Origin of the sequence: Curtobacterium sp. VKM Ac-2884, assembly GCF_015350945.1 — a bacterium.
GTDB lineage: Bacteria > Actinomycetota > Actinomycetes > Actinomycetales > Microbacteriaceae > Curtobacterium.
The window spans coordinates 351,194-374,946 of the sequence record NZ_JADKSA010000005.1; the positions used below are offsets into that span (position 1 = coordinate 351,194).

The window sequence follows — 23,753 nt, forward strand, 5'->3', positions numbered from 1 at the left end:
AGTGCGGGTCCTGCGGGTGGTCGACTAGGCGCCGAGTGCGGCGTCCACGATCTCCTTGGCCTCGCGCTGCACCTGCTCCAGGTGCTCCTGTCCGACGAAGCTCTCGGCGTAGATCTTGTAGACGTCCTCGGTGCCGGACGGTCGTGCGGCGAACCAGGCGTTGTCGGTGACGACCTTGACGCCGCCGACGGCCGCGTCGTTGCCCGGCGCCTTCGACAGCTTCGCGGTGATCGGGTCGCCCGCCAGGGTCTCGGCGGTGATGGCGTCGCCGTCGAGCTTCGACAGGCGTGCCTTCTGCTCCTTCGAGGCCGCGGCGTCGACGCGCTGGTAGACCGGGTCGCCGAAGCGCTCGGTCAGCTCGACGTACAGCTGCGAGGGGGTCTTGCCAGTGACGGCGACGATCTCGGACGCCAGGAGCGCCAGGATGATGCCGTCCTTGTCGGTCGTCCACGCGGTGCCGTCGGTGCGCAGGAACGACGCACCCGCCGACTCCTCGCCACCGAACGCGACGGACCCGTCGATCAGGCCGGGCACGAACCACTTGAAGCCGACCGGGACCCCCCAGAGGCGACGCCCGAGCGACTCTGCGACGCGGTCGATGATGCTCGACGACACCAGGGTCTTGCCGATGGCCGCGTCGTCGCGCCAGGCCGGACGGTGTGCGTAGAGGTACTCGATCGCGACGGCGAGGTAGTGGTTCGGGTTCATCAGGCCGCCGTCGGGCGTGACGATGCCGTGCCGGTCGGAGTCGGCGTCGTTGCCCGTCAGGACGTCGAACTCGTCCTTGTGCGCCAGGACCGATGCCATGGCCGAGGGGCTCGACGGGTCCATCCGGATCTTGCCGTCCCAGTCGAGCGTCATGAACGACCAGGTCGGGTCGACGTCCGGGTTCACGACGGTCAGGTCGAGCCCGTAGTGGTCGCGGATGAGGTTCCAGTACGGCAGCGATGCGCCACCGAGCGGGTCGGCGCCGATCTTCACCCCGGCACGCTTGATCGCGGCGATGTCGATGATGTTCTCGAGGTCGGCGACGTAGGTGTGCAGGAAGTCGTAGCGGTCGGGGGTGGCGTGCTCGGTGCGCTGCACATCGGCGTTACCGCCCTCGATGATCGCGTTCGCTCGGTTGGCGATCCAGCTCGTGGCGTCGCTGTCGGCGGGGCCGCCGTGCGGCGGGTTGTACTTGAAGCCGCCGTCGCGGGGCGGGTTGTGGCTCGGCGTGATGACGATGCCGTCCGCCGTGTCGGGGTTGCCGGCACGGTTGTAGCGGATGATCGCGTGGCTCAAGGCCGGGGTCGGCACGTAGCCGTTGTCGCTGTCGGCCAGGACGTGCACGCCGTTGGCGGCGAGAACCTCGAGCGCGGTGCGCTCGGCGGGGCCGGACAGGGCGTGGGTGTCGCGTCCGATGAAGAGCGGGCCGTCGGTGCCCTGCGACTGCCGGTACTCGACGATCGCCTGCGTGATCGCGGCGATGTGGGTGTCGTTGAAGGCGGAGTCGAGCGAGGAGCCACGGTGCCCGGACGTGCCGAACACGACCTGCTGCTCGGCGACGGAGACATCGGGCACACGGTCGTAGTAGGCGGCGACGAGTGCGTCGATGTCGACGAGGTCGTCTGCGGTCGCGGGGGTGCCGGCGCGGTCGTTCATGCGTCCATCCTGGCATCGCGCACCCGGACGCGTCCGGCCGGCGCACAGCCCGGGCCGCAGAGCGCGGCCGGAGCCGTGTCCGCCGACCGGGGCGACGGCACGGCTCAGGCGGTGCGGAAGGAGCCGGTCGCCGTGCGGAACGAGCCGGTGGCCGTGCGGGTGGAGGCGGTCCAGGTGCCGGGACGCGAACGCTGCACGTCGGTGAAGCGCCCGAGGCGCCCGGTGATCGGTGCGCCCGTGTACGTGCCGACCGAGTCGGTGGTGCGGGTGCCGGTGAAGGACCCGCGCTCGTCACGGCTGCGGAGTCCGGACACGAAGGTGCCGCCGAGCGGGAAGGTGCTGTTCGTCATGCGCTCGACCGTACGTGACTGTCTTGCATGATGCAAAACAAGTGCACGAACGTGCGTGATCAGGCCATCAGCTCGCAGAAGCTCCGGCCCGCGACCGTCCAGCTCTGCCGCGCCACGAGCCCGGCGTCCGCCGCGTGCCGGTGCAGCGCGTCGAGTCCGACCTCGGCCCAGGGGAACCCGGCGCTCTCGTGGCCGTCGGCGTCCACCACGCGGGCGGTGTAGACGCGATCGGCGAGGGGGTCCGGGTTCGTCTCGACGATGACCCGGCCACCGGCGCGGACGATCTCGCCGCAGCGCTCGAGCAGCGCAGCGGGGTCGCCGCCGATGCCGATGTTGCCGTCGATGACCAGGGCGGTGTCCCAGTGCCCCTCGTCGGGGACCGCGTCGAACACTGATCCCTGGATCGCTGTGCCACCGGACCGCTGCGCGATCGCCACGGCCTCGGCGGAGACGTCCACGCCGAGTGCGGGGATGCCGCGGTTGCGGGCGGCGACGAGCATCCGCCCGGGGCCGCACCCGATGTCGATCACGGGGCCGTCGGCGTCGTCGAGCAGCGAGCGGTCGACCCGGTCGGCCGCGGCGCTCCACCGGCCGACGTCCATCGTCGTGACGACGTCGGGGCGGTCCGGGTCGGTCAGCCGGAGCCGTCCGTCCGAGCGCAGGGCCCGGGCGTACGGCTCGCCGCCGCCGGCGCCGAAGGAGACGGGTGCGTGCATGGTCATCGGAGACTCCCCGCGGTCTCGGCACGGAGTGCCTGGGTGAAGCCGGAGTCCGGCGCGAGTTCGGCAACGCGTTCGGCGTCGGGCATCGTGTCGACGTCGAGCAGTTCGCCGAGCAGCCCGACGTCGAGGCCGGCGTCGGTCAAGCGGGCGAGCTGGACGGCGCCGGTGTCGTCCTGCGACATCGGGACGCCGCGCAGCAGGTCACCGGTCGGGGCCTGCAGGTACAGCGACCAGAAGCCGCCGTCCTCTGCGGGACCGAACCACGCGCCGCGCTCGGGTTGGTCGAACACCGGGGCGAGCGCGTCGGCGGACACCTGCGGGGTGTCCATCCCGACGAGCAGCAACGGGCCGTCGATCGCGTCGAACAGGAACCCGAGGCGCTCGTCGAGCCCGCCGCCCGGCTGGTGGAGGACGTCGAAGCCCTCGGCCGACTCCGGGACGACGTCGCCGTCGAAGAACAGCACGCGGCGCTCGGCGGGCAGGGCACGGACGGTCGACAGGGTGTCGGCGAGGCTCGCGGACGCCACGCGGGCGGCACCCTCGGGGGAGAGCGCCGGGGTCAGCCGGGTCTTCACCTTGCCGGGCAGGCACTCCTTCGCGACCACGGCCACGGTGATGCCGGCGGTCATGCGCGCGTCCCCTCGACCGAGGCGGGGACGGGTGCGGAGTCGGGCCGTGCCGCCGAACCGGTCGCGGCGGTGGAGCCGGCCACGTGGCGGACGGACGCCGGTGCGACGACCCGGACACGGGCCTCCCGGCGGTACGCGCGCAGCAGGCGGGTCATGTCGCGGACCGCGTTGACCGTGCCGCGGAGCGTCCCGGTCACCTTGCTGTCGCCGATGCGCTGCGCGTAGCCGATGTCGGACTCGTCGACGCGCCAGCCGGCCGCGTGCGCGGCCAGGACCATCTCGAGCGGGTACCCGCTGCGGCGGTCCTGCAGGTCCAGGGCGACGAGGTCCTCGCGGCGCATGACGCGCATCGGGCCGAGGTCGCGCAGGCGGTAGCCGGTCGCACGGTGCATGAGGACGGCGAGCACGCGGTTCGCGAACCGGGCGTGCGGCGCCCACGCGCCCTTGCTCGTCGGGACACGTCGTCCGAGCGCCAGGTCGACGCGGCCGCTCGCGACCCGGTCGACGAGCGGCGGCAGTTCGGCGGGGTCCATCGAGGCGTCCGCGTCGCAGAAGGCGACGAAGTCGGCGGTGGCGGCCGCGACGCCCGCGGCGCAGGCGGAGCCGAAGCCCTTCACCGGTTCCGTGACGACGAGGGCGCCGTGGGCGCGGGCGACGTCGGCGGAACCGTCGGTCGAGCCGTTGTCCACCACGATCGCGCGGTAGCCCTCCGGGAGGCGAGCGATCACCTTCGGCAGGGCATCGGCCTCGTCGAGGCACGGGAGGATGACGTCGACACTCATGTCCGTCATTCGGTGCCGGTCGTCAGATCGACGGGTCTGTCCTGTCATGCACTCGACGTAACACGACGACGCACGTCGGGGTACAGGAAACTGCCGGGTCCTGGTCGTTTCGCGTGCTCGGCGCACGCCTGGTCCCCAGAACGGGGGACAGGATGCGCGCGTGTCGCGCGTCGGGGTGTCGCAGGACGCCGTCGTGTCGTCGAGACGCCGCCGGATCCGGCGGCGTCTCGCGCACCAGGGGGCGTGCTGCAGCGACGACGGCGTCCAGCGCGGCCGTGGGGCGGGGACTGCGGACGGGAGGCGCGGGCGCGGCCGCCACGGGCCTCCCGTCCGGTGGCTGGTCGCGTTCTCAGGCGTCGCTCGCGGCGAGCGACCCGCTCACGCGTTCCGGCTAGCGGACGGCGCTGCGCAGGGGAGCGGTCGCGAAGTCGCGCATGCCTGCCACGAAGTCGACCTCGGCGCGCCAGCCGAGCTCGTCGGCGATGCGATCAGAACTCGCCGTGACGTGCCGGACGTCGCCCAGGCGGTACTCGCCCGTGACGACCGGCTGCGGACCGTCAGGGCCTGCGATCGCCGCGGCCATGTCGCCGATCGTGTGCACGACGCCGGAGCCGACGTTGTACGCGCGGAACGAGTCGGCGGGCAGGTCGGCGGTCGCGGCGATCGAGGCGGCGTTCGCTCCGGCGACGTCGTCGACGTGCACGAAGTCGCGGCGCTGGGCGCCGTCCTCGAAGACGCGCGGGGCCTCGCCGCGGGCCAGCGCCGAGCGGAACAGTGACGCGACACCGGCGTAGGGGGTGTTCGCGGGCATGCCGGGTCCGTAGACGTTGTGGTAGCGGAGCGCGATCGCCCGGCCGCCCGTCGCGCGCGCCCAGCTCGAGGCCAGGTGCTCCTGCGCGACCTTCGTCTGCGCGTACACGTTCCGGGGGTCGAGCGCGGCGGACTCGTCGATCAGACCGGGCAGCAGGGGGTGGCCGGCCGCGCCGATCGGGTCGAAGCGACCGGCGTCGAGGTCTTCGCGGCGGCGGGCCGGCGGCCGGACGGGCTCGCCGTCGGACGTCGTGTACGCGCCCTCGCCGTAGACGACCATCGAGCTCGCGACGACGAGTCGGCCGATCTCGTGCCGGTCCATGCCGGCGAGGACGTACGCGGTGCCGGCGTCGTTCGACGAGACGTAGTCAGGGGCGTCCTGGAAGTCGACGCCCAGGCCGACCTTGGCGGCCTGGTGGCAGACGACGTCGACCCCGTCGAGCGCGGCGTCGAGCGAGACCCGGTCACGGACGTCGCCGTGCACGAACTCGATGCCCTGCTGCTGGTGGGCGCGCACGACCTCGCCGGGATCGCCGTGGACGTCGTCGCGCAGGGAGTCGAGGACGCGGACCTCGTGGCCGTCGGCCAGCGCGCGGCGGACGATCGCGGAGCCGATGAAGCCGGCGCCGCCGGTGACGAGCAGGCGGGTCATGCGGTGGTGCCCGCGGTGGTGGTGGGACCCGTGCTGGCGGCGGTGGGCTGGGTCTGCACGATGCTGGCGCTGGCGCTCGCCGGGACGAGTTCGCGCGGCGTGAAGTCGGCGGGGATCGCGCCGACGATCCCGCCGATGGCGCGGACGATCACCTCGTTGGCGCGGGCGAGACGCTCCATCACGAGGGCGTGGGTGACGGGTGCGCCGGCGTCGTCGGCTGTGTCGGCCGCGTCCGCCGTGGCCGCGTCGGCGGCCGCTGCGGCGGCTTCGTCCTCGGTCGGGGCCAGGCCGGCGTCGGCGTCCGTGACGAACGACAGGTTGACCGTCGCGATGCCGAGCTCGGCGGCGAGCGGGACCTCGGGGGTCATCGTCATGTTGATGGTGTGGCCGCCGGCCTCGCGCAGCCAGACGGACTCGGCGCGCGTCGAGAACCGGGGGCCCTGGATGACGACGCACGTGCCGGTCGGACGGAACGGCACGTCGAGTGCGGCGATCGCGTCGACGGCCGCGCGCCGCAGCGTCGGGTCGAACGGGTCGGCGAACGACAGGTGCTGGACGTCGTCCTCGAAGAACGTGTCCGCGCGGCCGAAGGTGCGGTCGATGAGCTGGTCGGTCACGACGAAGGTGCCCGGGGCGTAGTCGGGGTGCAGACCACCGACGGCGCTCGAGGACACGATCGCGCGGACGCCCAGGGAGCGGAGCGCCCACAGGTTCGCGCGGTGGTTGATGCGGTGCGGGGCGACGGAGTGCTCACGACCGTGCCGGGTGAGGAAGGCGACCCGACGTCCGGACATCGTGCCGATGCTGATCGGGCTCGACGTCGGACCGAACGGCGTCGGCACGTCCAGCTCCTCGGCGGTCCCCTCCTCGAACAGCTGGTAGAGGCCGGAGCCCCCGATGACACCGATCGTCACGGCTTCGTCGTTCTCCACAGGTCCTCCGAAAGGTCGTCGGCGCGGTCTGCGCGCTGGATACGCTACTGACGCCGGCCCCGGACGAACCGGGAGCGGCGACACCATCCCTGTTCGGAGGCACCTGTGCGAACGATCGGTCAGCACCGCGACGACCTGGCGGCGCTGCTCGCGCCGGTCCTGGCGGGCCTCGGCGCCGCGTCGTGGCGGGTCGACGACCTGGCCGGCGACGGCCGTGCCGGTCACGGGCACCGCGTGCTCGCTGCACCCGTTGCCGCACCGGTCCCGTTGCCGCCCTTCGACAACAGCCAGATGGACGGCTTCGCGGTCCGGGTGGCCGATGCCGGGCAGGACGTCCGGGTCGTCGCGCCCATCCCCGCCGGGGTCGTCCCCGCACCGCTCTCTGCCGGCACAGCGGCACCGATCATGACCGGCGCGCGGATCCCTGACGGCGCCGATGCCGTCTTCCCGGTGGAGGCCACGTCGCCGGGGTCCTTCCCCGCTGCGCTCGACCTGGGGCACGTCACGGTGCCCGCTGACCTCGTGCCGGGCACCTTCGTGCGGGCGACCGGCAGCGACCTGGCCCTCGGCGCGTCCATCGCTCCGACCGGTGCGCCGATCACCCCAGCCCTGCTCGGCGCGCTCGCGTCCGCCGGAGTGGCCACCGTGCAGGTCCGTCGACCCCTGCGGGTGCTCGTGGTCTCGACCGGGTCCGAACTGCAGGGCGCCGACACCGACGCGGCGACGATCGGCGACGCGAACGGCATCGCGCTGCAGGCGGCGCTCGCCGAGGTCGGTGCTTCGTCCCGCGCGGTCCGGGTCCCCGACGACGTCGACGCGTTCGTCACCGCGCTCGACGACGCCGTGGGGGAGTGGGCCGACCTCGTGCTCACCACCGGGGGGATCAGTGCGGGCGCGTACGAGGTCGTGCGGCAGGCACTCGAACCCCGCGGGCTCGCCGTCACCCCGGTCGCGATGCAGCCCGGCGGGCCGCAGGCGTTCGGCAGCGTGGAGCTCGCCGGTCGACCGGTGCCGGTGGTGTCGTTCCCCGGCAACCCGGTGTCGGCGCTCGTCTCGTTCGAGGTCTTCCTCCGTCCGCTGCTCGCACCCCTCGTCGGGCTGCCGGCCGACCGCCCCGAGCTGCACCTGCCCGCTGCTTCGGCTGCGCAGTCACCGGGAGGCAAGCACCAGGTGCGGCGTGGCCGGGTGGCCGACGGGGTCGTCCACTTCGTGGGTGGACCGAGTTCCCACCTGCTCGCGCACTACGCCGCCGCCACACACCTCGTCCACGTCCCGGTGGGGGTCGACGCCGTCGAACCCGGTGACGTCCTGACCGTCTGGAGCCTCCGATGACCGAACCCGTCGCCACGTCCGATCAGTCGGGTCCGTCCGATCAGTCGAGACCGTCCGAGCAGGCCGATCCGTCCGACGCGGCCGAGCTGTCGCACGTGCGTGCCGACGGGTCCGCGCACATGGTCGACGTGTCCGCGAAGGACGTCACCGACCGCTCGGCGACCGCCACCGCCACGCTCGTCACCCGCCCCGACGTCGTCGCCCGCATCCTCGACGGCTCCCTGCCGAAGGGCGAGGTCATCGGCACCGCCCGCATCGCCGCGATCATGGCCGTGAAGAAGACCTCCGACCTCATCCCGCTCTGCCACCCGCTCCCCATCGCCGGGGTGCAGGTCGACATCACCGGTGACGACGACCGCGTGGTGATCGAGGTCTCGGTCCGCACGACCTCGCGCACCGGCGTCGAGATGGAAGCGCTGACCGGCGCGAGCGTCGCCGCGCTGACCGTGTACGACATGGTGAAGGCCGTCGACCGGGCGGCCTCGATCACGGACGTCCGAGTGCTCGAGAAGCACGGTGGTCGGTCCGGGGACTGGAGCAACCGATGACCTCGCAGCCGACCAGGGGCCGTGCCGCCGTCGTGGTGGTGTCCACGCAGGCCGCCGTCGATCCGGCACTCGACCGCACCGGGCCCGTCATCGCGGGGTGGCTGCGCGAGCGGGACTGCACCGTCGCCGAGCCCGTGATCGTCCCCGACGGCGGGGCGATCACCGAGACCGTGACCGCCGAACTGCTGGCCGGGGCCCGGATCGTCATCACGACCGGGGGCACCGGCGTCACCCCGACCGACCGGACACCCGAGGCCGTCGCACCCCTCATCGACCTGGAGCTGCCGGGTGTCCTCGAAGAGGTCCGTCGTCGCGGGCTCGCGGGGGCAGGTCCGACCGCACTGCTGAGCCGCGGCATCGCCGGCATCAGCACCGGCGGATCCCTGATCGTCACGCTGCCCGGGTCGCGCGGCGGGGTGGCGGACGGACTGGCCGTGCTCGACGGATTGCTCGAGCACGTGCTCGCGCAGGTGCACGGCGAGGGCCACGCGCCCCGGAGCGCGTCATGACCGCGGTGTCGGCGCCGGCCCCGGGTGCGCGCGTCGTCCTCGCTGACGTCGTCGACCGGGGGATCACCGTCGACGAGGTCTCCGCCGTCGTCGCCACCGACCAGGACGGCGCCGTCGTCACCTTCGCCGGCGTCGTCCGCGACCATGACGGCGGCAAGGGCGTCACCGCGCTCGACTACGAGCGGCACCCCAGCGCCGGCGACGTCATCGCCGAGGTCGCCCGCACCGTCGCCGACGCCCACCCCGATGTCCGGATCGCCGTGCTGCACCGCGTCGGGTCGCTCGGCATCGGGGACGTCGCGCTCGCCGCGGCGGTGGCGTCGTCGCACCGCGCGCAGGCGTTCGCAGCGTGCGGGGAGCTGGTCGACCTGGTGAAGGAGCGGGTGCCGATCTGGAAGCACCAGCGGTTCACCGACGGCACGGACGAGTGGGTCGCGGCGTTGTAGGACGCCGACCCTGTGCGACTTCGCAACTGCGACGCTCGTTCGGGGCATGGTGAGACTCCAAGCGGATCCATAGAATCGCGAACATGAGCGTCTTGCTGCCCGGGATCACCGTCATCCTGCTGGTCTTCGCCCTGATCGACATCCTGACCAAGAACGACGACCAGATCCGCGGACTCCCGAAGATCGCGTGGGTGATCCTCGTGATCCTGGTCCCCGTCGTCGGCAGCATCGTGTGGTTCGCCATCGGCCACGACTGGGCCCCGGGCGAGCGGAACCACGGCCGCTACATCGAACCCGCCCGTCACGAGGACCGGTACGCCACCCTCGGCGATGCCCGGAACGCCCACGGCGCCAAGCGCATCAGCGGCACGGAGCAGGAGCTCGCCGAACTCGAGCGCGAGATCGAGTACTGGGAGGCGCAGGCTCGCCTGAAGCGCGCGAAGGAAGCCGCCGGCGAGGGCGACGCCGCTCCCGCGAGCTGACGTGCCCGACTGCCGGAGCCGAACCGGCCCCGGTGAGCTGACCCGCGCCTCCAGGCCGATGCGCCGACGCGCCGTCGCACCGACGCGCCGTCGCACCGTGCGCGGTCGGTCGGCTGGTGCGAGGTTGTGCGCTCCGTGCGCCGCTACAACCTCGCACCGAGCGGTCAACCTCGCACCACTTGAAGAAGCCCGCACCGTGCGACCGAGCTGACCCGCGCCTCCAGGCCGACGCGCCGACGCACCGTGCGCGGTCTGTCGGCTGGTGCGAGGTTGCCCACTCCGTGCGCCGCTACAACCTCGCACCGAGCGGTCAACCTCGCACCACCTGCCGAAGCCCGCACCGTGCGACCGACCCCGCCCCGGCCCCACGACCCGAATCACCGCCCCGCACCGGCCGCCCGCACCGACCACCCCGCCACGCCGCCTACCCTTGACGCGTGGCTCATCTCCTCGGCGCCGAGAACCTGCATCTCGAGTTCCCCACCAAGGTCGTCTTCGACAACGTCACCCTCGGCATCGACGAGGGGGACCGGATCGGCGTGGTCGGACGCAACGGCGACGGCAAGTCGACCCTCCTCGCGCTGCTGTCCCAGCGCCTCGAACCCGACGACGGCCGTGTCACGCACCGCCGCGGGCTGACCGTCGGCTACCTGGACCAGCGCGACATCCTGCCCCAGGGCGCGACCGTCGGCAGCACCGTCGTCGGCGACCTCGAAGAGCACGAGTGGGCTGGTGACCCGAAGATCCGCGACGTCATCGGCGGCCTCGTGTCGGACATCCCGTGGGACGTCAGCGTCGACGAACTGTCCGGTGGCCAGCGCCGCCGCGTGGCACTCGCGCGGCTGCTCGTCGGTGACTGGGACGTCCTGTTCCTCGACGAGCCCACGAACCACCTCGACGTCGAGGGCATCCAGTGGCTCGCCGAGCACATCAACCGTCGCTGGTCGTCGAACCAGGGCGGGATGGTGGTCGTGACGCACGACCGGTGGTTCCTCGACGCGGTGTCGACCGACACGTGGGAGGTGCACGACGGCGTCGTCGACCCGTTCGAGGGCGGCTACGCGGCGTACATCCTGCAGCGCGTCGAGCGCGACCGGCAGGCAGCCGCCAGCGAGCAGCGCCGCCAGAACCTGGCCCGCAAGGAGCTCGCGTGGCTGCGCCGCGGCGCACCGGCCCGGACGAGCAAGCCGAAGTTCCGCATCGACGCCGCGAACGCCCTGATCGACGACGTCCCGCCGATCCGCGACACGGTCGCGCTGGCGAAGACGGCGACCGCCCGCCTCGGCAAGGACGTCGTCGACCTGCTCGACGTCAGCGTCTCGTTCGACGGCACCCAGATCCTCGACCGCATCGAGTGGCGCATCGCACCGGGGGAGCGGACCGGCATCCTCGGCCCGAACGGCGCCGGCAAGTCGACGCTGCTCAACCTCGTCTCCGGCACGCTCGCGCCCACGAGCGGCCGGGTGAAGACCGGCAAGACCGTGCAGGTCGCGATCCTCGACCAGCAGCTCGCCGATCTGGCGCAGTTCGCGGACGACCGCGTGCGCGAGGTCGTCGCCCGCAAGAAGACGAGCTACGTCGCCGACGGCAAGGAGATGACGCCGGCGCAGCTGCTCGAGCGTCTCGGCTTCACGGCGGAGCAGCTCTCCACGCCGGTCAAGGACCTGTCCGGTGGCCAGAAGCGCCGCCTGCAGCTCATGCTCATCCTGCTCGACGAGCCGAACGTGCTGATCCTCGACGAGCCCACGAACGACCTCGACACGGACATGCTCGCGGCCATGGAGGACCTGCTCGACACCTGGCCGGGCACCCTGCTGGTCGTCTCCCACGACCGGTACCTGCTCGAGCGCGTCACCGACCAGCAGTACGCCGTGCTCGGCGGGCACCTGCGGCACCTGCCCGGCGGCGTCGACGAGTACATGCGGCTGCGTGCGGCCGGCACCGGTGGCGGGACCGCTTCTGCGGCTGCCGCCGCGTCTGCCGGGAGGCCCGACACCGCTGGCGGGACCGGCTCGGCCGGTGCCGTGGCCGGGTCCAGTGCACCGGCCGGTCCCGGCGCGTCGGCTGCGGCCGCCTCGGGGCTGTCGGGCGCGGAGCGTCGGACGGCCGAGAAGGAGATGTCGGCGCTGGACCGCAAGATCGCGAAGGTCGGAGCGGACCGGAAGAAGCTGCTCGACGACTTCGCCACCCACGACCAGTCCGACTACGCCGGGCTCGGCGAGCTGCAGGCGAAGCTCGCGGCGCACGAGGCCGAGATCGAGCAGCTCGAGGAGCGCTGGCTCGAGGTCGCGGAGCTGCTCGGGGTCTGAGCGGGTCTACTCGGCTGGCTTCGCGTCCTCGGGGGCCCCGCCGCCGGGGTTCGCGACGACCTCCCACAGGTGGCCGTCCGGGTCCTGGAAGAAACCGGACCACATGCCCCACGGCCGCGTGTACGGCGCCGCGAGCATCGTCGCGCCGGCGATCCGGGCCCGGTCGAGGAACGCTTCGGCGTCGGCCTGACTGTCGACGAAGTGCCCGATCGTCGCCGCGGGGCCGTCGGCGAGGGCAACACCAGAGTCCTTCGCCATGTCGTCCCGCCCGTAGACGCTGACGATCAGACCGTCGTCCAGGGTGAACATCGCCGTGGTGCCGCCCGCTTCGGTCTCGGTCGGCGGGTACTCGGTGCCGATGACGCCGCTGCCCTCGATCCCGAGCAGGGCGCGGTAGAAGTCCGCCGATCGTGCGACGTCGGCGACGGCCAGGGTGATCGCGTGCATGGGCCGGAGACTAGTCCCCGAGGCCCAGGATGAGCCGCCGGAGCAGCCCGGCCAGCTGGTCCTGCTCGGCGTCGGACACCCCGGACAGGATGTCCCGCTCGGCCGTCAACAGGTCCGCGATGGCGGCGTCGACCGCGACCCGGCCCTTCGTCGTCAGGGACACGAGGATGCCGCGGCCGTCCTTCGGGTCCGTCCGACGCCCCACGAGCCCACGCGCCGTCAGACGGTCGACCCGGTTCGTCATCGTGCCGCTCGACACCAGGGTCTGCTGCAGCAAGGTCTTCGGACTCAGCTCGTACGGCTCACCCGCCCGTCGCAGGGCCGACAGCACGTCGAACTCCCACGGCTCCATGTCACCCGCGTCGAACGCCGCTCGCCGCGCGCGGTCCAGGTGCCGCGCGAGCCGGTCGACGCGGGACAGGACCTCGAGCGGGCCGAAGTCGAGGTCGGCACGTTCACGCCCCCACGCCGCGACGATCCGGTCGACCTCGTCCTGGTGCGGCATCCCTCCATCTTGGCCGAACCCGGGGCGGACGGCCAGCCTCGTCGGTCATGGGAGGATGGACGAGCACCCACGGGTGCGTTCCGCCTTGGTGTAATGGCAGCACGACGGCCTTTGGTGCCGTTAGGTCCGGGTTCGAATCCTGGAGGCGGAGCCGACGGCCGTGGCGGGCGGGGTGCTCCTGCGCGCAGCCCCGCCTCGCCGCACCCGGCGTCGTTCCCGGGCTACTTGAGCAGCCCCTCCTTGGTCAGCCAGTCCTTCGCGGCGGTCGCGGCCTGCGCCTTCTCGCTGCCCTCGACACGGTTGCGCAGCTCGATGAGGTCATCGGTCGTCAGCTTCTCGGACAGCTTGTTCAACGTCGACGCGAGCTTCGCGCTGTAGATGTCCTTGTTCAGGAACGGCAGGATGTTCTGCGACGCGATCAGGTTCTCGGGGTCCTTCAGCACGAGCAGCTTCTTCGTCACGAGGTCGGGTGACGTCGTGTAGATGTCGGCCACCTGCACGGTGTCGTCGACGAGTGCCTTGACCGTGTCGGGCCCGCCGTAGTCCTCGATCGACTTGAACGTGACCTTGTCCACGCCGTACGTGGACTTGAGCCCGGGGATGCCGTACGGAAGGGTGCCGAACTGCGGGTTGGCACCGAGCGAGAACGGCTCGATCTTGGAGAGGTCACCGATCGACGTGAGGCCGTTCTCCTCGGCCTCGGCCTGGGTCACGACGTAGGCGTCCTTGTCCTCGGCCGGAGACGGCTCGAGCACCTGGAAGTCCTTCGGGATCTCGGTCTTCAGCGCGGCGTCGACCTCCGCTGTCGTCTTCGCGGTGGCCTTGGTGTCGTAGAAGAACAGCAGGTTGCCGTTGTACTCCGGCATGAGGTTGATCGAACCGTCCTTGAGCGCGGGGATCGTGGTCTGCCGCGGGCCGAGGTTGAACTTGGTCGTCACGTCGAACCCGGCGTCCTTCAGGACGAGCGCGTACATGTTGCCCAGGATCTCGCTCTCCGGGAAGTTGAACGAACCGACCACGATCGGCGTGCTGCCCGATCCGTCGCCCCCGCCCGACGCCGGCTTCGTGGGGTCTGAGGTGGAACAACCGGAGAGTGCCACGATCGCCCCGACCGCGATCACACCCGCGAGGATGCGTGTCCTGGTGCCTGCTGTGAACATCAGTGGTCCCTTTCGTCGACGGAGAGTGCCGTCACCGCGCGGCGCCGGAGTGGCAGCGCGCGGACGTGTGTGCGGCGCCGGCGGGTCTGCCCCTCGGGGCCGCGGCGGGTGAGGTGTTGGGCGAGGGCGAACAAGCCGTCGATCACGAGGGCGAGGACCGTCACGAGCAACGCACCACCGAGGATGAGGTCGTTGTCGTTCAGGCTGATGCCCGTCGAGATGATCGCGCCGAGGCCGCCCAGCGAGATGTACGACGCGATCACGACGGTCGCGATGACCTGGAGGACCGAGGCACGGATCCCGCCGATGATCAGCGGCAGTGACAGCGGCACCTCGACCTTGAGCAGGATCTGCAACTCGGTCATCCCCACCGAGCGCGCGGCGTCCACCGTCTGCGGATCCACGGACTCCACACCGGAGTACGCCCCGGCGAGGATCGAGGGGATCGCCAGGACGACGAACGCGATGATGGACGCGATGAAGGCGGTCTGCGTGAACGGCACGGTCATCCCGATGATGACGAAGAGGGTGCCGAGCAGGCCCAGCGTCGGCAGCGCGCGCATGGAGCCACTGAAGGCGATGACGAAGCTGCGCCCGCGCCCGGTGTGACCGATGTACAGGCCCAGTGGCAGCGCGATCAGGGCGGCGATGGCGACCGAGATGAACGTGTACAGCAGGTGTTCGCCGATCCGGTCCTGGATCGGGAGCGGGGTCTGCAGGCCAGGGCGGTAGTTCGCCGGGTCGAGGAGCCAGGCGACGGCATGGAGGAAGAACTGCACGGTCAGGCCCCCCGTTCGATCGTCGCCAGCGCGGCCCGACGGCGCGACCGACGCGACCGCACCTGGATCCGTCGCGACCACGGCATCAGGACGCGCCCGAGCGCCACCAGGACGGTGTCGAAGACCAGTGCGACGAAGAGACTCGCTGCCACGCCGACCAGGATCTCCTCGAGGAACTGACGCTGTCGCCCGTCCGTGAACAGGAACCCGATGTTCGCGGAACCGACCAGGGCGCCGACCGAGACCAGGGCGACGGTGCTCGCCGAGACCACCCGCATCCCCGCGAGGAGGACGGGACCCGCCAACGGGAGCTCGACCGTCCAGAAACGTCCCCAGGCGGAGTACCCCACCGAGGTGGCCGAGTCGACGACGTCCGCCGGAACGGCGGCGAACGCGTCAGCTGCCAACCGCACCATGATGGCGACCGCGTACACGGACAGCCCCACCACGATGTTCACCGGATCCGTGATGCGGGTGCCGAGCAGGTAGGGCAGGATCACGAAGAGCGGCAGGGACGGGATCGTGTAGAGCAGACTGCCGCCGCCGACGATGACCGATCGGACTGCCTGCCACCGGTTCGCCACCCACCCCAAGGGCACCGCCACGACGAACCCGAGGACGATGGGCACGCCCGCGAGACCCGCGTGGGTGACGGTGAGGCCCCAGACGAGACCGAAGTTCGCGATGATCCAGTTCAGGTCAGCATCCCAATCCTCGTCGGACGACCGTCCGCCTCAGAGTAGTCGCGCCGCACCGTTCTGACCGCGACGGATCGTCGCGCCGGCGTCCCCGGGCCGGCTTCCCCGGTCACTGGTGCAGGAAGTCCTGCCGCTCCTGCTCGACCACCGGAGCGAGTCGCACTCGGACCACCGGACCGGAGTCGACGCTGGTGATGCCGTCGAGCGCGACCACGAGCGCTTCGGGGCGCTGCTCCCAGTCGACCTCGCCGGAGTGGCCGAGCACGGCGACGGACCGGATGGTGCGGCCGAGCAGGCCCGAGGCCGACCCGAACGCCCGGATGCGGGCCGACCCCTCGTCGGGATCGGCCAGCAGGGTCGCGTAGACGGCGTCGCCGGTGACGTCGTGGCGCGTGGTGAACCGGACGTCCTCGGCGGTGTACTCGACCGTGTCGGCGTCCACGAACGAGCCGGCGGGACGAGTGGTCGGCCCCTCGCCCGAGATCGTCCACGGCCGGGTGCCGTAGATCGCCTCACCGTTCACCGCGAGCCACGAGCCGATGCCGCGCAGGATGCGGACCTCGGCCTCGGGCAGGGTGCCGTCGGCCTTCGGCCCGGTGTTGAGCAGCAGCACACCGTTCTTCGCGACCACGTCGACGAGTTCGGCGACCAGGTCGCGCACGGTCTTGTAGTCGTGGCCCTCGATCCAGCTCCACGCGGTCTTGGCGATCGCGGTGTCGTTCTGCCAGACGGTCTCGGGTGTGCCAGCCATCGCTCCGCGCTCGATGTCGTACACGGCGCTGCCCGGGGCGAAGGTCTCCCACTTGTAGTTGATGACGACCTCGCGGCCCCACTCGGCGGCGCGGTTGTAGTAGTAGGCCGCGAGGGTCCGGACGTACGGCTGGAACGCGGGCTGCTCGATCCACCAGTCGAACCAGAGCACCTGCGGGCGGTACTTGTCGACGAGCTCGACGGTGCGGAGCAGCCAGTCCTCCAGGAAGCGCTCGTTCGGGGCGGTCTCCTCGCGCTGCGCCGGACCGTAGAAGTCGGTGTACCGCGGATCGAGCACGTCCGACGGCGTCTTCGTCCCGCCGTTCATGAAGAACCAGTGCTCGGCACGGTGGGACGACGCGCCGCGGACCATCCATGCCTCGTCCGCCGCGACGAGGAGCTCGCCGAACACGTCACGCCTGGGCCCGAGCTGCGCGGCACTCCAGCGGGAACGGTCGGTGTCGTACATCGCGAAGCCGTCGTGGTGCTCGGCGACCGGGACGACGAACTGCGCGCCGGCCTCGCGGAACACCCGGACCCACGCCGCGGCGTCGAAGTGCTCCATCGTGAACGAGGGGATGAAGTCCTTGTACCCGAACTCGTCGTGCGGGCCGTAGGTCTCGACGTGGTGCGCGAACTCGGGCGTCCCGGCGCGGTACATGTCGCGGGAGTACCACTCGTTCCGGAACGCGGGGACCGAGAAGACGCCCCAGTGGACGAAGATCCCGAACTTGGCGTCCTGGTACCAGAGCGGTGCGCGGTACTGCTGCAGGGACGACCAGGTCGCGTCGTACGGACCCGAGCGCACGACGGCGTCGACCGCGGCCAGGGCCGCGGTGTTGTCCGACACGTCCACGGGCTCGGGCAGCGTGGTCGGGTCCAGCGGGGTGAGCGGTTCGTGCACGACGTGCTCCGATCGGTTGCGGCGGCCCGCGACGGCGATGTCGGGAGCGTGAGACATCCTATGTCTGTTCGGTCTGGCGTGAGGGGTTCCCGGTCAGGGCATCCCCCGACGAGCACGGCCAGGGGAGCATCGAACCGTGACCGCTCCGACCGCAGCCGACGTCCCGACCGAGCAGGGCCCGCGCCGCGCCGCGCGGCTGACGCTCGTGCTCGCCTCGCTCGGCTTCTTCCTCATCACGCTCGACATCCTCATCGTGAACGTCGCGCTGACGACGATCGGCCGGGAGCTCGGTGGCAGCACGTCGGGGTTGCAGTGGGTGATCGACGCGTACACGCTGCTGTTCGCCTCGTTGCTGCTGTTCGCCGGCAACCTGTCCGAACGGATCGGCGCGAAGCGGGCGATCGGCTGGGGCATCGCCGGGTTCCTCGTGGCGTCCGTCGCGTGTGCCCTCGCCCCGTCGCTCGGCGCGTTGATCGCGGCGCGTGCGGTCCAGGGCGCGGCCGCCGCGGTGATGCTGCCCGCCTCGATGGCGCTCATCCGCCAGGCGTTCCCCGAGGCGCGCGAGCGGGCGCACGCCCTCGGCATCTGGGCCGTCGGCGGTGCGGTCGCCGGGGCGGTCGGGCCGATCCTCGGCGGCGCGCTGACGACGCTCGACTGGCGCCTCGTGTTCGCCATCAACCTGCCGGTGTGCGCCGTGATGCTCGGGATGCTCGTCCGGGTGGCACCGTCGCCTCGACGAGCGGCCCGGTTCGACGCGGCAGGTCAGGTCCTCGCCCTGCTCGCGCTCGGCGGCCTCGTCTTCGGGCTCATCGAAGGCGGTGCGTCCGGCTTCGGCCGCTGGGACGTGGTCGTCGCACTGCTCGTCGCTGCTGCCGCGGTCGTCGGGTTCCTGCTCGTGCAAGCCCACGGTCGGAACCCGATGATGCCGCTCGACCTGTTCCGTTCCGGTGGGATGCGGATCGCGCTCGGCGTCGGGTTCGCGTTCATGGTCGGCAACTTCGGCAGCGTCTTCGTCCTGAGTCTCTACCTGCAACAGCACCTCGGACTGTCCCCCCTGGCCGCGGGGCTGGTGTTCCTGCCGTCCGCAGCGTTCAGCATCGTCGGCAACGTCGTCAGCGGCACCCTCGTGAACCGGTTCGGCGCTCGGGTCCCCGTGGTCGCGGGACTCACCACGATGGTGCTCGGTCTCGTCGTGATGATCGTGCTCGCGCCCCTCGACTCGGTCGTCGCGGTCGCGGTGTGCACGATCCTGACCGGCGCGGGCGGATCGGTCGCGATGCCGCCCGCGACGTCGGTCGTCCTCGCCAGCGTCCCCGCTGAACGGTCGGGGACGGCGAGTGCGGTGTTCAACACCTTCCGGCAGGTCGGTGGGGCGGTGGCGATCGCGGTCTTCGGGGCGTTCCTGGCCGACCGGTCGCAGTTCGTCGTCGGGACGCAGACCAGCTTCGTGGTCGCCGCCGTGGTGCTCCTCGTCGCTGCTCTCGCAGCGATCCGCATCAGGACCGAGTGACCGCGGGCGACGATGCAGCGTCAGCTCCGGACGTCGGTCCCAGGGCGCTCGGCGGTGTCGCGCTGCTCCGTCGCGGCGACGGACCCGAGCAGGCGGAGCGCGTCAGCGGTCGGTGACCCCGGCTCCGCGCTGTACAGCAGGAGGCTCAAGCGCGGGTCGCTCATGAGCCGTGACGCCTCGAAGTGCAGGTCGAGGGCACCGACGACGGGGTGGACGAAGTGCTTCTCGCCCGTGGCGTGCCGACGGACGTCGTGCGCACCCCACTTCGCGCGGAACTCCGCGCTGCGCGTCGAGAGCTCACCGATCAGGGCCTGCAGGTCCTCGTCGTGGGGGTCGTGGCCGGCCGCAGTGCGGAGGATCGCGACGCTCTGGTCGGCGGCGACGTCCCAGTCCGGGTGGAACGCGTCGGCCCAGTCCCGGTCCAGGAAGGCGGCGCGAGCGAGGTTCGGCCGCTCCGCCTTCCGGAACAGGTCCGCGTAGAGCGCCCGGCCGAGCGCGTTCGCACCGAGCAGGTCGAGTCGGTCGTTGCGGATGAACGCCGGGCCGCCGGTGAACGCGTCGAGTGTGTACTGCAGCCCGACGCGCAGGGTCTTCGGCGTCGCTGCACGGCGTTGTCCACGGACCGGGGAGGCGTTCGCCGCTCGTGCGAGGTCGAACAGGTGGTCGCGCTCCGCGTCGTCGAGGAGCAGCGCACCGGCGATGGCGTGCAGGACGCCGTCGGAGACTCCGGAGAGGCTGCCGCGCTCGAGCCGCGAGTAGTACTCCACACTGACGTCGGCGAGCATCGCGACCTCACTGCGGCGGAGCCCGGCCACGCGCCGGTTGGGCCCACCGGGCAGGCCCACCTGGTCCGGGCGCACCCGGGCACGGCGGCTGACGAGGAAGTCCTTGACGTCGTCGCGGTTCGTGCTCATGAGGCGACCCTACGAGGCCGCGCCGGGGCGCGGGGTGCACTGCCAGGACACCGGACGGGAGGCACGGTGTCAGCTGGCACCGCGCCTCCCGTCCGATCTGTGGTGCGTCCAACGCGCCCCGCGCGTGATCACGCGCGCGGACTGATCCGGACGGTCGCCGAGGTGGGGCCGTCCTGCAGCATCGGCGGGAGGTACGGGCTGCCGGCGTACTTCGTCTCGTACGCGAGGTCGATCCGGCTGTTCAGGTCGGGGCCGATGGATTCGAACACCACCTCGTGCTCCGTCCCTGCGGCGCTGATCCTGCCGGCGCCCTGTTCGATCGCGGAGCGGTACCAGCGGGAACGTTGCCCGTTGTAGGCGCGGACGTAGAGGTCGTCGTCGACGACGACCGACCAGATCCAGGTCGGCCTGCCGTACGTCGTGCCGTCCGCCCGGAACGGGCTGACGTGGAGGTCGTCGGAGGTGGCGATCGCCGCGATGGTGTCGGGGTTCCAGTCGGACATGTTCATCCTGTTCGTCGGGCCAGTGCTCTGCTCCACCACCGTACGAGGGGGTGGATGGTCGAGGGATGCCCTCGTGGAGCACCTCTCGACGGTGCATCCCAGCCGTGTCCGGTGCGGTGTTCGCTCGTCAGCGACCCACGCGAGTGACCCACGGAACAGCGGAGGAAACACCGATGACGACGAACCAGTCCACGAACGCCGAGCACGATGCGCTGCTCGGAGCATTCAGCACGACGGACCCGGAGTTCGTCGAACGCATCGGAGCGTTCACCTTCACGGAGACGGTCGCGGAGAGCGCACTCGACGCGACCGATCGCCTGCAGTACCAGCTCGGCGCCCTGGTCGCCGTCGGTGCCGCCGAACCGTTCCGGGTGCTCCTCGACGCTGCGCTCGACGCCGGTGTGTCACCGGTCGCTGTGAAGGAGGTTGTGTACCAGGCCGGCGCCTACGTCGGGATCGGCCGCAGCCTGGGCTTCCTGGCGGCGGTGAACGAGGTGCTGACCGCGCGCGGGACCGCACCACGGCTCCGGTCGCAGGCGACCACGACCGCTGCGGACCGGACCGAGCGCGGTATCGCGACACAGCGGGAGATCGTCGGTGGTGACACGGTCGACGCCATGTACGCGAACGCCCCGAGCGATGCGGCGCGCTTCCAGCGGTTCCTGTCCGCGAACTGCTTCGGCGACTACTACACGCGGACCGGTCTCGACGTCCGGCAGCGAGAACTCCTGACGTTCGCGGTGCTCGTCGCGCTCGGGGGAGCGGACGGCCAGGTCGCCGCGCACGTCACCGCCAACCAGAACGTCGGCAACACGCGCGCCGAGATGCTCGACGTGCTCACGGCGCTCCTGCCGTACATCGGCTACCCGCGCACCCTCAACGGCCTGGCCGCCGTCGAGAAGGGTGCGCCCGCGGCGGCCTGAGCCACAGCGGTGCCCCACTGGTGCACCCCGTGCTCGGCTCCTCTTCCCTAGGGTCGAACGTGACGCGGGAACGACCCCCGTCCAGTGGCGTCGTCCGTCGCCGCAGCCGCACACCACCGGAAGCAGGACACCGTGCACCACACCCGTCTCGGATCGACCGGACTCGTCGTGAGTCGTCTCGCCCTCGGCTGCATGAGCTACGGCGACCCCGCTCGGGGTCTGCACTCCTGGACCATCGACGAGGACGCCGCCCGCGGGTTCTTCCGGCAGGCGGTCGAGCTCGGCATCACCTTCTGGGACACCGCGAACGTCTACCAGCAGGGTTCGAGCGAGGAGTTCGTGGGGCGCGCGGTCCGCGAGTTCTCACGACGTGAGGACATCGTCCTCGCGACGAAGGTGTCGGGGAAGATGCACGACGGCCCCGGCGGTTCGGGCCTCTCGCGCGGGGCGATCCTCGAACAGGTCGACGCGTCGCTCTCCCGCCTCGGCACCGACTACATCGACCTGTACCAGATCCACCGGTTCGACCCGGAGACCCCGGTCGAGGAGACCATGGCGACGCTGCACGACCTGGTGCGGGCGGGCAAGGTCCGCTACCTCGGCGCCTCGTCGATGTGGGCCTGGCAGTTCGCGAAGATGCAGACCGCTGCGACGGTGAACGGGTGGACGCCGTTCGCGACGATGCAGGACCAGTACAACGCCCTCAAGCGTGAGGAAGAGCGGGAGATGATCCCGATGTGCGTCGACCAGGGCGTCGGCCTCGTTCCGTACTCCCCGAACGCGAAGGGGCGGCTCACCCGCCCACGCGGCGTCGAGACGGCACGCTCGAGCGTGGACGAGGTCGCCAAGGCGTTCGACTCCGATGCCGACGGACCCGTCATCGACGCGGTGCAGCGAATCGCCGAGGACCGGGGCGTCCCGATGGCCCAGGTCGCGCTCGCCTGGGTGCTGCGGAACCCGGTCGTCTCCGCACCCGTCGTCGGCGCGACCAAGCCGAACCACCTGGAGGACGCCGTCGCCGCGCTCGACATCGACCTCACCGACGACGAAGTGGCCGCGATCGAGGCGCCGTACCAGCCGCAAGCGCCGTTCTGGTGGTGAGCGCGACGCTCAGCGGACGCGTGTCCAGGTGCCGCTGAGCTGGATGAACTCCCCGCCCACCACGGAGCTGGCCATGCAGGTCCCGGCGTCGTAGTCCTCGATGTGGGTGACGTGGTCGCCCGCGTCGACTTCCGTCCACCGGACGACGTAGAGCCCGTCCCGCACCTTCGTGGTCGTGTACGGCATCGTCTCGGTCCGTCCGGCGATGGCACCGCCGGTGACGTGGAAGGTGACCTGGGTCTCCGTGTCGAAGGTGATCTCGACGGTGAAGTGTCCGAGGGGGGTGTCCGGGCCGAGGTCAGCGAGCCAGGTCTGTCCGACGGCGGGGAGGGTTGCGGTGGTGTCCATGCGTTGTTCCTTCGGGGGATCGTAGGGATCAGAATTCGAGGACGAGCCGGCCGCGCAGACCGCCCCGTTCGAGCCGTTCGTGGGCGGCGGCAGCGTCGGCAGCGGGGACGACATCGGCGACGTCGGCCGTGAGCTCGCCGCGCTCGACGGATCGGGCGAGCCGCTCGATGGCATCGTGTCGGAGGTTCGAGCGCATCACGTAGGACACGAACACGCTGATGCCGCGGCCCGGGTCGACGTCGGTCGGCAGGTAGAACGCGACCTGCCCGCCGTCGCGAGCAGCGTCGACGACCTGGTCGGTCAGGACCGCTGGGTCCGCGACCGCGTCGGCACCGCGACCGTTCGTGGCGTCCCGGACCCCTGCGGTGAAGTCCGCGTCTCGGTCGAGGACGACCGCCGCGCCGAGGCCGCGGACGCGCTCTGCGTCGACGGGACGCGCATCGGCGATCACGGTGATCCCGCGCGCGGCGGCGAGTTGCACCAGGTACCCGCCGACGGCGCCTGAGGCGCCGGTCACGGCGAGGGTCTGGCCGGGCTCCAGGGCGAGGCGTTCGAGGGTGATCTCCGCAGTGAGTGCGTTCGACAGGAACGCCGCCCCTCGGGCGAACGAGCCGTTCGACGGCATCCGGGTCACCGAGCGGCTCGGGAGGACGATCCGTTCGGAGTAGCCACCGTGGCTCCCGTCCGGCACGACGAACCCGGTGACGGAGTCCCCGACGACCAGGTCGAACCCCTCGGGTTGCTCCGGGCCGACCTCGTCGACGACGCCGGCGACATCGGTGCCGGGGACGACGGGTTCGGCGATCGCACGGTCGTTGCCGGCGAACCCTCCGGATCGGATGATGGCGTCGACGGGGTTCACGGCAGCGGCGCGGACCCGGATGCGGACCTCGCCCGGTCCCGCGTGCTGTTCTGGCAGCTGCACCTCGTGCAGCACAGCGGGTGCTCCGTACTCGGTCAGACCGAACGCTCTCATGGTGGCTCCTTCGTGGTCGGGGATGTCCCCGACGATGCCAGCCGGCGCCCGCGCTGTGGAGGGCACGGATCCCTCCCCCCTCCGGCCG

26 protein-coding genes, 1 tRNA gene and 1 pseudogene are annotated in these 23,753 nt (G+C 71.5%); 11 read left to right on the forward strand and 17 right to left on the reverse strand.

Features of this window, described 5'->3' with window-relative positions; all coding sequences use genetic code 11:
* Positions 1–24: 24 nt before the first annotated feature.
* The 7 genes from pgm to ITJ60_RS15515 all read right to left on the reverse strand — a co-directional run bounded on the left by pgm (position 25) and on the right by ITJ60_RS15515 (position 6,521).
* Positions 25–1,644 (reverse strand): phosphoglucomutase (alpha-D-glucose-1,6-bisphosphate-dependent), encoded by a 1,620-nt coding sequence (gene pgm, locus ITJ60_RS15485; RefSeq protein WP_194648566.1) that lies wholly within the window; start codon positions 1,642–1,644, stop codon positions 25–27.
* Positions 1,645–1,748: 104 nt separating this feature from the next.
* Positions 1,749–1,994 carry a hypothetical protein gene (locus ITJ60_RS15490; RefSeq protein WP_194648567.1) on the reverse strand — a complete coding sequence of 82 codons (246 nt, stop codon included), beginning with the start codon at positions 1,992–1,994 and terminating at the stop codon, positions 1,749–1,751.
* A 59-nt stretch (positions 1,995–2,053) separates the two neighbouring features.
* Entirely contained in the window at positions 2,054–2,716 is a 663-nt protein-coding gene (locus ITJ60_RS15495; RefSeq protein ID WP_123293702.1) for a class I SAM-dependent DNA methyltransferase, read from the reverse strand.
* A complete protein-coding gene (locus tag ITJ60_RS15500; protein WP_194648568.1) occupies positions 2,713–3,345 on the reverse strand; it encodes a TIGR04282 family arsenosugar biosynthesis glycosyltransferase in 633 nt (210 codons plus the stop codon). The genes ITJ60_RS15495 and ITJ60_RS15500 overlap by 4 nt, the downstream gene beginning before the upstream one ends.
* Entirely contained in the window at positions 3,342–4,127 is a 786-nt protein-coding gene (locus ITJ60_RS15505; protein ID WP_323749195.1) for a glycosyltransferase family 2 protein, read from the reverse strand. Before ITJ60_RS15505 ends, ITJ60_RS15500 begins: the two co-directional genes overlap by 4 nt.
* Before the next feature lie 391 nt (positions 4,128–4,518).
* Entirely contained in the window at positions 4,519–5,589 is a 1,071-nt protein-coding gene (locus tag ITJ60_RS15510) for an NAD-dependent epimerase/dehydratase family protein (protein ID WP_194648569.1), read from the reverse strand.
* Complete coding sequence (locus ITJ60_RS15515) at positions 5,586–6,521, reverse strand: MTAP family purine nucleoside phosphorylase (RefSeq protein WP_194648570.1); 936 nt, start codon at positions 6,519–6,521, stop codon at positions 5,586–5,588. Before ITJ60_RS15515 ends, ITJ60_RS15510 begins: the two co-directional genes overlap by 4 nt.
* 105 nt (positions 6,522–6,626) lie before the next feature.
* On the opposite strand from ITJ60_RS15515, the gene glp reads away from it, so the two are divergent.
* From glp to ITJ60_RS15540, 7 genes and pseudogenes are all read left to right on the forward strand, one after another.
* Positions 6,627–7,853 (forward strand): gephyrin-like molybdotransferase Glp, encoded by a 1,227-nt coding sequence (glp, locus tag ITJ60_RS15520; RefSeq protein WP_194648571.1) that lies wholly within the window; start codon positions 6,627–6,629, stop codon positions 7,851–7,853.
* Between the two features lie 119 nt (positions 7,854–7,972).
* The gene (gene moaC / locus ITJ60_RS15525) at positions 7,973–8,401 is read left to right on the forward strand and encodes a cyclic pyranopterin monophosphate synthase MoaC (RefSeq protein WP_267238221.1); all 429 of its coding nucleotides are present in this window, start codon (positions 7,973–7,975) and stop codon (positions 8,399–8,401) included.
* Complete coding sequence (locus ITJ60_RS18990) at positions 8,398–8,910, forward strand: molybdopterin-binding protein (protein WP_228510429.1); 513 nt, start codon at positions 8,398–8,400, stop codon at positions 8,908–8,910. Before moaC ends, ITJ60_RS18990 begins: the two co-directional genes overlap by 4 nt.
* A complete protein-coding gene (locus ITJ60_RS18995) occupies positions 8,907–9,356 on the forward strand; it encodes a molybdenum cofactor biosynthesis protein MoaE (protein ID WP_228510432.1) in 450 nt (149 codons plus the stop codon). The genes ITJ60_RS18990 and ITJ60_RS18995 overlap by 4 nt, the downstream gene beginning before the upstream one ends.
* 83 nt (positions 9,357–9,439) lie before the next feature.
* On the forward strand, positions 9,440–9,838 hold the full coding sequence (locus ITJ60_RS15535) for a PLDc N-terminal domain-containing protein (RefSeq protein WP_131846979.1): 399 nt from the start codon (positions 9,440–9,442) through the stop codon (positions 9,836–9,838).
* 539 nt (positions 9,839–10,377) lie between these two features.
* Positions 10,378–10,744: pseudogene (locus ITJ60_RS19450) on the forward strand (ATP-binding cassette domain-containing protein); the annotation flags it as partial.
* Positions 10,745–10,800: 56 nt separating this feature from the next.
* Complete coding sequence (locus tag ITJ60_RS15540; protein WP_416371916.1) at positions 10,801–12,147, forward strand: ABC-F family ATP-binding cassette domain-containing protein; 1,347 nt, start codon at positions 10,801–10,803, stop codon at positions 12,145–12,147.
* Between the two features lie 6 nt (positions 12,148–12,153).
* Here ITJ60_RS15540 and ITJ60_RS15545 read toward each other — a convergent pair whose 3' ends face one another.
* Positions 12,154–12,594, reverse strand: a complete 441-nt coding sequence (locus ITJ60_RS15545) for a VOC family protein (protein ID WP_123293714.1) — start codon at positions 12,592–12,594, stop codon at positions 12,154–12,156.
* 10 nt (positions 12,595–12,604) lie between these two features.
* Positions 12,605–13,099, reverse strand: a complete 495-nt coding sequence (locus tag ITJ60_RS15550) for a MarR family winged helix-turn-helix transcriptional regulator (protein WP_194648573.1) — start codon at positions 13,097–13,099, stop codon at positions 12,605–12,607.
* A gap of 79 nt (positions 13,100–13,178) precedes the next feature.
* Here ITJ60_RS15550 and ITJ60_RS15555 point away from each other — a divergent pair.
* A tRNA-Gln gene (locus ITJ60_RS15555) sits at positions 13,179–13,250 on the forward strand.
* A 70-nt stretch (positions 13,251–13,320) separates the two neighbouring features.
* On the opposite strand, the gene ITJ60_RS15560 is transcribed toward ITJ60_RS15555, so the two are convergent.
* From ITJ60_RS15560 to ITJ60_RS15575, 4 genes are all read right to left on the reverse strand, one after another.
* Positions 13,321–14,259: an ABC transporter substrate-binding protein gene (locus tag ITJ60_RS15560; protein ID WP_194648574.1), complete on the reverse strand. Its 939-nt coding sequence runs from the start codon at positions 14,257–14,259 to the stop codon at positions 13,321–13,323.
* Complete coding sequence (locus ITJ60_RS15565) at positions 14,259–15,038, reverse strand: ABC transporter permease (RefSeq protein WP_123310133.1); 780 nt, start codon at positions 15,036–15,038, stop codon at positions 14,259–14,261. The genes ITJ60_RS15560 and ITJ60_RS15565 overlap by 1 nt, the downstream gene beginning before the upstream one ends.
* 2 nt (positions 15,039–15,040) lie before the next feature.
* Positions 15,041–15,667 (reverse strand): ABC transporter permease, encoded by a 627-nt coding sequence (locus ITJ60_RS15570; RefSeq protein ID WP_307860918.1) that lies wholly within the window; start codon positions 15,665–15,667, stop codon positions 15,041–15,043.
* Positions 15,668–15,845: 178 nt separating this feature from the next.
* Positions 15,846–17,447, reverse strand: a complete 1,602-nt coding sequence (locus ITJ60_RS15575; RefSeq protein WP_194648575.1) for an alpha-L-fucosidase — start codon at positions 17,445–17,447, stop codon at positions 15,846–15,848.
* Positions 17,448–17,526: 79 nt separating this feature from the next.
* Between ITJ60_RS15575 and ITJ60_RS15580 the strand changes: the two genes are divergently transcribed.
* Positions 17,527–18,900 (forward strand): MFS transporter, encoded by a 1,374-nt coding sequence (locus ITJ60_RS15580; RefSeq protein ID WP_323749196.1) that lies wholly within the window; start codon positions 17,527–17,529, stop codon positions 18,898–18,900.
* Positions 18,901–18,920: 20 nt separating this feature from the next.
* On the opposite strand, the gene ITJ60_RS15585 is transcribed toward ITJ60_RS15580, so the two are convergent.
* Positions 18,921–19,814: a helix-turn-helix transcriptional regulator gene (locus ITJ60_RS15585; RefSeq protein WP_123671900.1), complete on the reverse strand. Its 894-nt coding sequence runs from the start codon at positions 19,812–19,814 to the stop codon at positions 18,921–18,923.
* Positions 19,815–19,942: 128 nt separating this feature from the next.
* A complete protein-coding gene (locus tag ITJ60_RS15590; protein WP_194648576.1) occupies positions 19,943–20,317 on the reverse strand; it encodes a DUF2255 family protein in 375 nt (124 codons plus the stop codon).
* Positions 20,318–20,490: 173 nt separating this feature from the next.
* Between ITJ60_RS15590 and ITJ60_RS15595 the strand changes: the two genes are divergently transcribed.
* Positions 20,491–21,240 (forward strand): carboxymuconolactone decarboxylase family protein, encoded by a 750-nt coding sequence (locus ITJ60_RS15595; RefSeq protein WP_194648577.1) that lies wholly within the window; start codon positions 20,491–20,493, stop codon positions 21,238–21,240.
* A 132-nt stretch (positions 21,241–21,372) separates the two neighbouring features.
* Positions 21,373–22,341, forward strand: coding sequence for an aldo/keto reductase (locus ITJ60_RS15600; protein ID WP_194648578.1), 969 nt, complete (start codon positions 21,373–21,375; stop codon positions 22,339–22,341).
* A gap of 9 nt (positions 22,342–22,350) precedes the next feature.
* Here the strand turns inward: ITJ60_RS15600 and ITJ60_RS15605 are convergent, their stop codons facing one another.
* Positions 22,351–22,689: a MoaF-related domain-containing protein gene (locus ITJ60_RS15605; protein ID WP_194648579.1), complete on the reverse strand. Its 339-nt coding sequence runs from the start codon at positions 22,687–22,689 to the stop codon at positions 22,351–22,353.
* 28 nt (positions 22,690–22,717) lie between these two features.
* Positions 22,718–23,665, reverse strand: a complete 948-nt coding sequence (locus tag ITJ60_RS15610; protein WP_194648580.1) for a quinone oxidoreductase family protein — start codon at positions 23,663–23,665, stop codon at positions 22,718–22,720.
* Between the last annotated feature and the right edge of the window lie 88 nt (positions 23,666–23,753).